This window comes from Streptomyces sp. NPDC001709, assembly GCF_053596375.1.
In genome coordinates this window covers 86974-97768 of the sequence record NZ_JBSFGB010000029.1, presented here as the reverse complement: position 1 = coordinate 97768, position 10795 = coordinate 86974, and the positions used below count along the sequence as shown (strand labels likewise).

Here is a 10795-nt window from a genome sequence, read left to right as displayed (position 1 = left end):
GGGGGCGGTTTTGAACGCGTTCAAACGCAGGCGTACGCTCCTCCCATGAGCGACAGAGCCGCCCTGCTGAAGGGCATTCGCGCCTGGTTGGTCCTCTTCATCGTGTGCCTGGTACTCAGCGGGGCCACGGCCTTCCCCCTGGTGCACGAACTGCGCTGGACCGAGAGCGTGTTGCGGGCCCTGTCCGTGCCGGACCGGCTGCCCGGACTGATGTCCTGGATCTCCCGGGTCCGCGACGGCCTCGACACCGCCGACACCGACTACCCGTTCCTGCTCTACGGCACCGACTGGCTGGCCTTCGCCCACCTCGTCATCGCCGTCGCCTTCTACGGGCCGTACCGCGACCCCGTCCGCAACATCTGGGTCGTCGAGTTCGGCATGATCGCCTGCGCCGGCATCATCCCCCTCGCCCTGGTCTGCGGCCCGATCCGGGGCATCCCCTTCTGGTGGAGCCTGATCGACATGTCCTTCGGGGTGTTCGGCGTGATCCCGCTGTACGTCGTACGCAAGAAGATCAAGCGCCTGGAAGCGCTCACGGCTGCTTGAGGGACGGCGCGCGTTCGGGCGCGCCGTCCTCGGCCGCGGGCCTTGCTCGTCAGTAGTGGATGCGGTCGGTCTTGGCCAGCCACGTGTCGAACGGCTGGGTGCGGTTGGGCAGGTCCAGGTGCTCGACCGCCATGGGCCACATCTCCTGGGGCTTCTTCTCGAACAGGTCGTAGAACTTGCGGTCGTCGAAGCCGGCCACCGCGGCGTCGTGCCGGTCGGCGGAGTAGACGAGCCGGTCGACGCGGGCCCACAGGGCGGTGGACAGACACATCGGGCATGGCTCACAGGAGGTGATCAGGACGCATCCTTCGAGCGAGAAGGTGTTCAGCTTCTTGCAGGCGGCTCGCATCGCGCTGACCTCGGCGTGCGCGGACGGGTCCAGGGTGGAGGTGACCTGGTTGTTGCCGGTGGCGACGACCTCGCCGTCCTTGGCGACCAGGGCACCGAACGGGCCGCCGCCGTTGTTCACGCTGGTGGTGGCCAGGGTGATCGCCTGCTCCATCCAGACGCGCTCGAAGTCCTGGATGCTTGCTTCCTGGGTGTGGATGGTCATGATCGATCCTTCGGGGAGAGGGGGTGGGGCGTGGGGGCCGGCCCGTTCGATGACCGTCCACCAGCAGCGATGCACCCGCGTCGGGGCCCCGGGTTGCGGTCGTCAAGACTTTCCCCCCTCATCCCCTCTTCGTTGCACCCGCGTCGCGTCGCCGCAACTCGTACGAGGAGTACACAGGCAAGGCGGTAGAGTCAGCCAGGCGAGGAAGACATGAAAGCAGCCACCGGCCGAAACGGGATCTTCGTAGGCTTCTACAAGAACCGGCCGGGTCCGCGACCTGAGGAAACACTGAGGTATCTCCCGCATCACCGCCCCGCAAAAACTGCTATCGGCGCCCCCTCCACCCCGTCTCCTTGCTAACGGCCGCCGCTGCCGCCGTTGCGCAGCGCGTGCAGGACGTCGACCCGGTTCGTGGTGATCGAGTCGGCGCCCAGGTCCAGCAGGCGGCCCATCGAGCGGCGGGTGTCCGGGGTCCAGACGGACAGCAGATAGCCGTCGTGGTGGACGCGGGCCGCCAACTCCCGGCTCAGCAGGGAGAAGCGGTAGTTGAGCCAGCGCGGGCGGATCGCCGCCAGCAGCGCGGGCCGGGGCGGGGCGAGGCTCGTCCAGGTCAGGGCGATCTCGGCGGCCGGGTCGGCGGCGCGGACGGCGAGCATCGCCTCGGCCCCCGCGCAGTAGTAGACCCGCTCCAGGGCCCCGCTCTGCCGGACCGCGTCCATGACCCGGTCCACCATCGGCCGCTCGACCCGCCCGCACAGGTCCACCATCACCCGGCTGTCACCGGTCGCCGCCAGCGCCTCCGCCAGCGTCGGCACACCGCCCGCCGTGAGCCCGCGCACCTCCTCGGCGGACAGCGCGCCGAGCGGCCGGTCCAGTTCCCACAGCCGCTCCAGCGTGTCGTCGTGCAGCAGCACGGGGACGCCGTCGCGGGTGAGCCGTACGTCGAGCTCGACGGCGTCCGCGCCCCGGTCGAGCGCGGAACGCAGCGAGTCGATGGTGTTCTCACGGAAGCGGTAGGGGTCGCCGCGGTGGGCCACGGCCGTCACGGTCTGCATGACCCCCATTGTGGTGTGCCTCAGGAGGCGAGCCAGGTGGCGGTGTACGTGTCGATCTCCGCCGCGATCCGGGCCTTGCCCGCGGCATCCAGGAACGAGGCGTGCACGGCGTTCTTGGCGAGGTCGGCGAGGCCCCGCTCGTCCAGGTCGAGGAGGCGCGCGGCCACCGCGTACTCGTTGTTCAGGTCGGTGCCGAACATCGGCGGGTCGTCGGAGTTGATCGTGACCAGCACCCCGGCCCGGGTGAACTCCTTGATCGGGTGCTCGTCCAGGGTGCGGACCGCGCGGGTGGCGATGTTGGAGGTCGGGCAGACCTCCAGCGCGATGCGGTGCTCGGCGAGGTGTTCGAGCAGCTTGGGATCCCGCGCGGAGCTGGTGCCGTGCCCGATCCGCTCGGCGCGCAGATGGGTCAGCGCGTCCCACACCGTCTCCGGGCCGGTGGTCTCCCCGGCGTGCGGGACCGAGCGCAGGCCGGCGGCGATGGCCCGGTCGAAGTACGGCTTGAACTGCGGCCGGGGCACGCCGATCTCGGGCCCGCCGAGCCCGAACGACACCAGGCCCTCCGGGCGGATCCGGTCGTCGGTGGCGAGCCGGGCGGTCTCCTCGGCGGACTCCAGACCCGCCTCCCCGGGGATGTCGAAGCACCAGCGCAGTACGGTCCCGAACTCCGCCTCGGCCGCCTTGCGGGCGTCCTCGATCGCCGCCATGAAGGCCAGCTCGTCGATGCCGCGCCGGGTGGAGGAGAAGGGGGTGATGGTCAGCTCGGCGTACCGCACCTGCTGCCGGGACAGCTCACGGGCCACCTCGTACGTCAGCAGCCGGACGTCCTCCGGCGTGCGGATCAGGTCGACGACCGACAGGTACACGTCGATGAAGTGGGCGAAGTCGGTGAAGGTGAAGAAGTCGGCCAGGGCCTCGGGGTCGGAGGGGACCTTGGAGTCGGGGTGGCGGGCGGCCAGTTCCGACACGATGCGCGGGGAGGCGGAGCCGACGTGGTGGACGTGCAGTTCGGCCTTGGGCAGTCCGGCGATGAAGGTCCGCAGATCGCGGTCGGCGGTGCCGGCGGCGGGTACGGAGCTGTCGGTCATGGGGTCCTCCCCGGGACGGGCGCCCGCGGAGCGAGGTCCGTGGTGCGGGCGCGGTGATCGGCTGATCGGTTGCGCGAGATCATCGTAGGCCCCGGTCCACGCCGTTTTTGCCTGCCCTTAGCATGGCGGCACAGCCAGTAGAGGGGTCCATCACCATGTCCGACCAGGTGCCGCAGTCCACGCCCCAGGAGCATCCGCCTGCCGGCGAGGCCCGGGTGTCCCTGGACAAGCAGGGGACCGCACCGGCTCCGGCGCGGGACGCGATACCCGAGCCCGGCCAGGACTCCCCGCCACGTGCCGACTCCTTGCACTACCAGCAGACGCTGACCTCGGTGCCCGCGGCCCCCGACGCGCCCGCGGACGCCGTGCCGTCGGCCTGGGCCCCGCCGACCGCACCCCCGGCGGCCAACCCGTTCGCACCCCCGGCGACCACGCCTCCCGCGAACCCGTACGCCCCGCCGACCGCCCCCGCGAACCCCTACGCCCCGCCCGCCTTCCAGCACGCGGGACCGGAACCGGTGCCCCCGCCCCCCATCGCCCCCGACGGCCCCGGCCAGGTGCCGTACGGCTACCCGGGCGCACCGGCGGCCTACGGCTACCCCGGCCAGCCCCAGCCGCCGTACGCCTACGGCTGGCCCGGCATGCAGCCGATGCCGAGCAACGGCATGGGCACGGCCTCGCTGGTGCTGGGCATCCTCGCGGCGGTCGGCTTCCTGCTGTGGCCGGTGGCCATCGTGCTGGGCATCCTGGCCATCGTCTTCGGCGCGCTGGGCCGAGGAAAGGCGAAGAACGGCGAGGCCACCAACCCCGGCATGGCCCTGGCCGGCCTCATCTGCGGCGCGTCGGGCATCGTCCTGGCCCTCGGCTTCATCGCTGCCCTGATCGCGTTCAGCCCCTGACACGCCGGTCGGCGCAGCGTGCCCAGGGGCGCGGGGAACTGCGCGCTCAGCCACCACGTACCGGCACCCGGCATTCCTGCGCAACCCCAACGGGCGTCAATCCGCTCTCAAACGGTCCCGCGTCTCCATCAACGCGAAGCCCAGCAGATTCGGCCCCCGCCACCGCTCCGGATCCGAAGCCGCCTCGTCGTCCGCGGCAAGGCCGATACCCCACACACGGTCCACGGGACTCGCCTCGACCAGCACCCGATCACCCGTACCCAGCAGGAACTCGCGGAGCGCGTCGTCCGCCGCGAATTTGTGGACGCTGCCGTCGACCACGATCCGGAACCGCTCCCGCTCCCATATCGCCTCGTCGAAGCCCCGGACCAGCCGCCCCGCCTTCTTCGCCTCGGCGGGATGCTCGGCCGCCAGTACCCGCCGCTCCGCCTCCGCATCCTCGAAGAGCCGCGCCTTGCCCGCCATCATCCAGTGCTCGGCCGTCGCGTACTCCACCCCGTCGACCACGAACGGCGACGGCCACCACTGACTCAGACAGCTCGCGCCGATCCTGCCGTCCGGCCTCGGCCGGTGCCCCCAGAAGTGGAGGTACTTGATCCGGGACCCCGCCCGGACCTCTCTGATCAGGGCTTCCACCCCGTCGATCTTCCCCATGCACGCGAGTCTGGCACGTACCACTGACACTCCGTCCGCCCTTTTCCGCCCCGACTCGACACCTGGTCGACAGATTCCGTCGCGTAACCAAAAGGCAACAACGGAATCACTTGTTGGAGTCCTATTGCTCTGTCAGGATCGGCACTCAAATCGAGCTGGAGCTACGCCACCCACCCCCGGGACGGGGCGAACGGCGGAGGAGAGCGACATGCACAACCCGGGCACCGCCACCCCGGAACGATTTCCCGCCGAGGAGCGATTCGCCGACGGCGCGCAGTTCATCGCCGGCCGGCTGACCAAGGGCACCTCGGGCCGTACCCACGCCGTGGTCGACCCCGCCACCGGCGAGGAGGTGTACACCTACGAGCTGGCCGGAACGGACGACGTCGACGCCGCCGTCGCCGCCGCGCGCGAGGCCTTCCCGGGCTGGTCCTGCGCCACCCCGGGCCAGCGCTCCGACGCCCTGCACCGGTTCGCCGCCGTGCTCGCCGAGCGCGCCGAGGACTTCGCCCGCGCCGAGTCCCTGCAGTGCGGCAAGCCGCTGAAGCTGACCCGCGAGTTCGACGTGCCGGGGACCATCGACAACACCGCCTTCTTCGCGGGTGCCGCCCGGCACCTGCAGGGGCAGTCCGCCGGTGAGTACTCGGGCGACCACACGTCGTACATCCGCCGTGAGCCGATCGGTGTCGTCGGGTCCATCGCGCCCTGGAACTACCCCCTCCAGATGGCCGCCTGGAAGATCCTCCCGGCGATCGCCGCAGGCAACACGATCGTGCTGAAGCCCGCCGAGCTGACCCCGCTCACCTCGCTGCTCTTCGCCCAGGCCGCCACGGACGCCGGCATCCCCGACGGTGTGATCAACATCGTCACCGGGACCGGCAAGGAGGCGGGGGAACACCTCGTCGGCCACCCCGATGTGGCCATGACCTCCTTCACCGGGTCCACCCCCGTCGGCAAGCGCGTCGCCGAGGTCGCCACCGCCACCGTCAAGCGCCTCCACCTGGAGCTGGGCGGCAAGGCGCCCTTCGTCGTCTTCGACGACGCCGACCTGGAAGCCGCGGTCAACGGCGCGGTCGCGGGCGCGCTCATCAACACCGGCCAGGACTGCACGGCCGCCACGCGCGCGTACGTGCAGCGGCCGCTCTACGAGGCCTTCGTGGAGCGGACGGCCGCCCTCATGGAGACCGTCCGGCTCGGCGACCCCTTCGCTCCCGGCACCGACCTCGGCCCGCTCATCTCGCACGTCCAGCGCGACCGTGTCGCCGCCTTCGTGGACCGTGCGCGTGCCTACGCGCGCGTGGTGACCGGCGGCGAGGCGCCGAAGGGCGACCTGGAGAAGGGCGCCTACTACCGGCCGACCCTGATCGCCGACGCGGCCCAGGACACCGAGATCGTCCAGTCCGAGATCTTCGGACCGGTACTGGTCGTACTGCCGTTCGATGGCGATGATGAGGGCATCCGGCTGGCCAACGACACCCCCTACGGTCTCGCCGCCTCCGCCTGGAGCGGCAACGTCTACCGTGCCCATCGCGCCACCCGCGAGATCAAGGCGGGTTGCGTGTGGATCAACGACCACATCCCGATCATCAGCGAGATGCCGCACGGCGGCTACAAGGCGTCCGGCTTCGGCAAGGACATGTCGGCCTACTCCTTCGAGGAGTACACGCAGGTCAAGCACGTAATGTTCGACAATACGGCGGTCGCCCGCAAGGACTGGCACCGCACGATCTTCGGGGACCGGTAGCAGTCGCCGTCCGGCGACGCCGGACATCACGCACAGACGGCTGCTGCCGGGTTGACGATCCGGCCCCGACCAGGCCGACCCCTCCCTCCGAAAGGGCACCACGCGCATGGAGCAGTACGAGCCCGACCGCCTGACACCGGTCGAAGCCGCCGCCATCCGGCGGAGCCTCCGCAACGGCCGGGCCGCGATGACCCGCCGGTCGTTGCTGCGCGCCTCCGCGGGCGGCGCGCTCGCGGTCGGCGGACTCGGCGCGCTGAGCGCCTGCGGAATCCCCGCGGCGAACAAGACGCAGGGCGGCGTGTCCGCCGACGACCACTCGGCCAAGGAGAAGGTCGTCAACTTCTCCAACTGGCCCGAGTACATCGACGTGGACGACAGCGGCAAGCACCATCCCACGCTCGATGCCTTCGCCAGGCGGACCGGTATCCAGGTCAAGTACACCGAGGACATCAACGACAACGACGAGTTCTTCGGCAAGATCCAGCCGCAGCTCGCCGCCGGCCAGGACACCGGCCGTGACCTCATCGTGCTCACCGACTGGCTGGCCGCCCGCATGATCCGGCTGGGGTACGTCCAGAAACTGGACGCCTCCAATCTGCCGCACGCCTTCGCCAACCTGTCGGACCAGTTCCGCTCCCCCGACTGGGACCCGGGCCGCGCCTACTCGTACCCCTGGCAGGGCATCTCGACCGTCATCGCCTACAACAAGAAGGCGCTCGACGGCATCGAGGTGAAGTCGGTCTCCGACCTGCTCGACAACCCCAAGCTCAAGGGCCGCGTCGGCTTCCTGACCGAGATGCGCGACAGCATCGGCATGACCATGCTCGACATGGGCAAGGACCCGGCGAAGTTCACCGACGACGACTTCGACGCGGTGATCGCCCGCCTCCAGAAAGCCGTCGACAAGGGCCAGATCCGCCGCTTCACCGGCAACGACTACACCTCGGACCTCACCAAGGGCGACTTCGCCGCGTGCATAGCGTGGGGCGGCGACATCGTCCAGCTCCAGTCGGACAACCCGGCCGTCGGCTATGTCATCCCCGACAGCGGCTACATGACGTCGACCGACAACATGCTGATCCCCAACAAGGCGCGCCACAAGACGAACGCCGAGCGGCTCATCGACTACTTCTACGAGCCCGAGCCGGCCGCCGAGCTGGCCGCGTACATCAACTACGTGAGCCCCGTCGCGGGAGTGAAGCCCTACCTTGCGAAGATCGACAAATCGGCGGCGAGCAACCCGCTGATCATTCCCGACAAGGCCATGCAGGCGAAGTCCCATGCCTTCCGCGCGCTGACGCAGAAGGAAGAGACGGCCTACCAGCAGAAGTTCTCGAAGCTCACAGGGGCGTGACGACGATGACGACACCAGACAACAGCGGCGACGTCCGCCTCTCCGGTATCAGCAAGACCTACGCCAACGGCTTCACCGCCGTCCAGCCGCTGGACCTGACCGTGCCGCAGGGCTCCTTCTTCGCCCTGCTCGGCGCCTCCGGCTGCGGCAAGACGACCACCCTGCGCATGATCGCCGGGCTGGAGGAACCTTCCTCCGGAACCGTGCACCTCGGCGAGCAGGACGTCACCCACCTGCCCCCGTACAAGCGGCCCGTCAACACGGTCTTCCAGTCCTACGCCCTCTTCCCGCACCTCGACATCTTTGAGAACGTCGCCTTCGGTCTGCGCCGACGCGGCATCAAGAGCGTGAAGAAGCAGGTCGAGGAGATGCTGGAGTTGGTCCAGCTCGGCGAGCAGGCGCGCAAGAAGCCGCACCAGCTCTCCGGTGGCCAGCAGCAGCGTGTCGCCGTCGCCCGCGCGCTGATCAACCACCCCAAGGTGCTCCTCCTCGACGAGCCCCTCGGCGCCCTCGACCTCAAGCTGCGCCGCCAGATGCAGCTGGAGCTCAAGCGCATCCAGACCGAGGTCGGCATCACCTTCGTGCACGTCACGCACGACCAGGAGGAGGCCATGACCATGGCCGACACGGTCGCCGTGATGAACGCGGGCCGCGTCGAGCAGCTCGGCTCGCCCACCGACCTGTACGAGAACCCGAACACCACGTTCGTCGCGAACTTCCTCGGCACCTCCAACCTGATCGAGGCCGAGGTCGACACGAAGAGCGGCGACGACATCGTGCTCAAGGCGGGCGGCGGCAAGCTGGTGCTGCCCGAGGCGCGATGTTCGGCGCCCACGTCCGCCGGCGGCAAGGTGCTGGTCGGTATCCGCCCCGAGAAGATCTCCCTCACGCACGCCGACGACGCGGGGGACATCCCCGAGGGCCGCAACCGCCTCACCGGCAAGATCGCCGACGCCAGCTTCATCGGCGTCTCCACCCAGTACGTGATCGACAGCCCGGTCTGCGACGAGCTCTCGGTGTACGTCCAGAACGTCGAGCGCGACGGCCGGCTCGTGCCCGGCGCTGACGTCGTCCTGCACTGGAGCCCGGCGCACACCTTCGGTCTGGACGCGGCCCAGGACATCGACGCGGGCACCGAGGAAGAGGCGGCCGTCTGATGTCGACGCTCACCGAGGCGCCCCCGCCCCTCGCGCCCGCCGCACCCGAGAAGAAGCCCCCGCGCAAGCGCGGCCGGTTCACCCCGTACTGGCTGCTGCTGCCCGGCATGCTGTGGCTGATCGTCTTCTTCGCGCTGCCGATGATCTACCAGGCCTCCACGTCCGTGCAGACGGGTTCGCTGGAGCAGGGCTACAAGGTCACCTGGCACTTCGTCACCTACTGGGACGCCCTGTCCGAGTACTGGCCGCAGTTCCTGCGCTCCGTGTTCTACGCGGCCGCCGCGACCGTGCTGTGCCTGCTGCTCGGCTACCCGCTGGCCTACCTGATCGCCTTCCGCGCGGGCCGCTGGCGGAACCTGATCATGATCCTGGTGATCGCGCCGTTCTTCACCAGCTTCCTGATCCGCACCCTGGCCTGGAAGACGATCCTCGCCGACAACGGCCCGGTGGTGCACGCACTGAACTCGCTGCACATCCTGGACCTCACCAACTGGCTCGGCTGGACGGCCGGCGACCGCGTCCTCGCCACACCGCTCGCGGTGGTGTGCGGACTGACGTACAACTTCCTCCCGTTCATGATCCTTCCCCTCTACACCTCGCTGGAGCGGATCGACGGACGGCTGCACGAGGCGGCCGGCGACCTGTACGCCAAGCCCTGGACCACCTTCCGCAAGGTCACCTTCCCGCTGTCGATGCCGGGCGTGGTCTCCGGCACGCTGCTGACCTTCATCCCCGCGGCCGGCGACTACGTCAACTCCGAACTGCTCGGCTCTACCGACACCCGCATGATCGGCAACGTCATCCAGACGCAGTTCCTGCGGATCCTGGACTACCCGACCGCCGCGGCCCTGTCCTTCATCCTCATGGCCGCCATCCTGGCCATGGTCACGATCTACATCCGCCGGTCCGGGACGGAGGACCTGGTCTAAATGCCCTTCGTCAACTGGCTCAAGCGCCATCTCGTCGTCATCGCGGGAATCCTGACGCTCGCGTATCTGCTGCTGCCCAACGTCATCGTGACGGTGTTCTCCTTCAACAAGCCGAAGGGCCGCTTCAACTACGAGTGGCAGCAGTTCTCCCTGGACGCCTGGAAGCAGCCGTGCGGCGTCGCCGACATGTGCGGCTCGCTCTCCCTCAGCCTCCAGATCGCCGTCTGGGCGACGGTCGGCGCCACCGTTCTCGGCACGATGATCGCCTTCGCGCTGGTCCGCTACCGCTTCCGCGCCCGCGGCGCCGTCAACTCGCTGATCTTCCTGCCGATGGCGATGCCCGAGGTCGTCATGGCCGCCTCGCTGCTCACCCTGTTCCTCAACATGGGCGCACAGCTCGGCTTCTACACGATCCTGATCGCGCACATCATGTTCTGCCTCAGCTTCGTCGTCACCGCGGTCAAGGCGCGCGTGATGTCGATGGACCCGCGTCTGGAGGAGGCCGCCCGGGACCTGTACGCCGGCCCCGTGCAGACCTTCCTGCGGGTCACCCTGCCGATCGCGGCACCCGGAATCGCCGCGGGCGCGCTCTTGTCCTTCGCGCTCTCCTTCGACGATTTCATCATCACCAATTTCAACGCCGGCTCGACCGTCACCTTCCCGATGTTCGTGTGGGGTTCGGCGCAGCGCGGCACACCCGTCCAGATCAATGTCATCGGTACGGCCATGTTCCTGGTCGCCGTGCTGTTCGTGCTGGTCTCGATGCTCATCACCAATCGCCGTAACAACCAAAAGGCATAGGCCTTTCAGGAAAGC

Annotated in this window: 11 protein-coding genes; 7 read left to right on the top strand and 4 right to left on the bottom strand. The window is 69.2% G+C overall.

Annotation, left to right across the window (positions count from 1 at the left end; genetic code table 11):
- Positions 1 to 45: 45 nt before the first annotated feature.
- Complete coding sequence (locus ACWC0C_RS34025) at positions 46 to 546, top strand: hypothetical protein (RefSeq protein ID WP_450867980.1); 501 nt, start codon at positions 46 to 48, stop codon at positions 544 to 546.
- Positions 547 to 595: 49 nt separating this feature from the next.
- Here the strand turns inward: ACWC0C_RS34025 and ACWC0C_RS34020 are convergent, their stop codons facing one another.
- The 3 genes from ACWC0C_RS34020 to ACWC0C_RS34010 all read right to left on the bottom strand — a co-directional run bounded on the left by ACWC0C_RS34020 (position 596) and on the right by ACWC0C_RS34010 (position 3242).
- Entirely contained in the window at positions 596 to 1099 is a 504-nt protein-coding gene (locus tag ACWC0C_RS34020) for a nucleoside deaminase (protein ID WP_449200962.1), read from the bottom strand.
- Positions 1100 to 1455: 356 nt separating this feature from the next.
- Positions 1456 to 2154 (bottom strand): glycerophosphodiester phosphodiesterase, encoded by a 699-nt coding sequence (locus ACWC0C_RS34015; protein ID WP_450867978.1) that lies wholly within the window; start codon positions 2152 to 2154, stop codon positions 1456 to 1458.
- Positions 2155 to 2174: 20 nt separating this feature from the next.
- Positions 2175 to 3242, bottom strand: a complete 1068-nt coding sequence (locus ACWC0C_RS34010) for an adenosine deaminase (protein ID WP_449200964.1) — start codon at positions 3240 to 3242, stop codon at positions 2175 to 2177.
- Between the two features lie 155 nt (positions 3243 to 3397).
- Between ACWC0C_RS34010 and ACWC0C_RS34005 the strand changes: the two genes are divergently transcribed.
- Complete coding sequence (locus tag ACWC0C_RS34005; protein WP_450867977.1) at positions 3398 to 4141, top strand: DUF4190 domain-containing protein; 744 nt, start codon at positions 3398 to 3400, stop codon at positions 4139 to 4141.
- A gap of 96 nt (positions 4142 to 4237) precedes the next feature.
- Here the strand turns inward: ACWC0C_RS34005 and ACWC0C_RS34000 are convergent, their stop codons facing one another.
- Positions 4238 to 4795 carry an NADAR family protein gene (locus ACWC0C_RS34000; RefSeq protein WP_450867975.1) on the bottom strand — a complete coding sequence of 186 codons (558 nt, stop codon included), beginning with the start codon at positions 4793 to 4795 and terminating at the stop codon, positions 4238 to 4240.
- Positions 4796 to 5003: 208 nt separating this feature from the next.
- Between ACWC0C_RS34000 and ACWC0C_RS33995 the strand changes: the two genes are divergently transcribed.
- The 5 genes from ACWC0C_RS33995 (at position 5004) to ACWC0C_RS33975 (ending at position 10780) form a co-directional block, all read left to right on the top strand.
- The gene (locus ACWC0C_RS33995) at positions 5004 to 6539 is read left to right on the top strand and encodes a gamma-aminobutyraldehyde dehydrogenase (protein ID WP_450867974.1); all 1536 of its coding nucleotides are present in this window, start codon (positions 5004 to 5006) and stop codon (positions 6537 to 6539) included.
- Between the two features lie 106 nt (positions 6540 to 6645).
- Positions 6646 to 7893 (top strand): polyamine ABC transporter substrate-binding protein, encoded by a 1248-nt coding sequence (locus ACWC0C_RS33990; RefSeq protein WP_449200968.1) that lies wholly within the window; start codon positions 6646 to 6648, stop codon positions 7891 to 7893.
- Positions 7890 to 9050, top strand: coding sequence for an ABC transporter ATP-binding protein (locus tag ACWC0C_RS33985; RefSeq protein ID WP_449200969.1), 1161 nt, complete (start codon positions 7890 to 7892; stop codon positions 9048 to 9050). Before ACWC0C_RS33990 ends, ACWC0C_RS33985 begins: the two co-directional genes overlap by 4 nt.
- Positions 9050 to 9979, top strand: coding sequence for an ABC transporter permease (locus ACWC0C_RS33980; protein WP_450867972.1), 930 nt, complete (start codon positions 9050 to 9052; stop codon positions 9977 to 9979). The genes ACWC0C_RS33985 and ACWC0C_RS33980 overlap by 1 nt, the downstream gene beginning before the upstream one ends.
- Positions 9980 to 10780, top strand: a complete 801-nt coding sequence (locus tag ACWC0C_RS33975) for an ABC transporter permease (RefSeq protein ID WP_450867970.1) — start codon at positions 9980 to 9982, stop codon at positions 10778 to 10780.
- The last annotated feature ends 15 nt before the right edge of the window (positions 10781 to 10795 follow it).

Excerpts from the sequence above, each read along its gene's own strand:
- ACWC0C_RS34000 (WP_450867975.1), bottom strand. The coding sequence starts at position 4,795 with ATGGGGAAGATCGACGGGGTGGAAGCCCTGATCAGAGAGGTCCGGGCG.
- ACWC0C_RS33980 (WP_450867972.1), top strand. The coding sequence starts at position 9,050 with ATGTCGACGCTCACCGAGGCGCCCCCGCCCCTCGCGCCCGCCGCACCC.
- ACWC0C_RS33995 (WP_450867974.1), top strand. The coding sequence starts at position 5,004 with ATGCACAACCCGGGCACCGCCACCCCGGAACGATTTCCCGCCGAGGAG.
- ACWC0C_RS33975 (WP_450867970.1), top strand. The coding sequence starts at position 9,980 with ATGCCCTTCGTCAACTGGCTCAAGCGCCATCTCGTCGTCATCGCGGGA.
- ACWC0C_RS34020 (WP_449200962.1), bottom strand. The coding sequence starts at position 1,099 with ATGACCATCCACACCCAGGAAGCAAGCATCCAGGACTTCGAGCGCGTC.
- ACWC0C_RS34015 (WP_450867978.1), bottom strand. The coding sequence starts at position 2,154 with ATGCAGACCGTGACGGCCGTGGCCCACCGCGGCGACCCCTACCGCTTC.
- ACWC0C_RS34005 (WP_450867977.1), top strand. The coding sequence starts at position 3,398 with ATGTCCGACCAGGTGCCGCAGTCCACGCCCCAGGAGCATCCGCCTGCC.
- ACWC0C_RS34010 (WP_449200964.1), bottom strand. The coding sequence starts at position 3,242 with ATGACCGACAGCTCCGTACCCGCCGCCGGCACCGCCGACCGCGATCTG.
- ACWC0C_RS34025 (WP_450867980.1), top strand. The coding sequence starts at position 46 with ATGAGCGACAGAGCCGCCCTGCTGAAGGGCATTCGCGCCTGGTTGGTC.
- ACWC0C_RS33990 (WP_449200968.1), top strand. The coding sequence starts at position 6,646 with ATGGAGCAGTACGAGCCCGACCGCCTGACACCGGTCGAAGCCGCCGCC.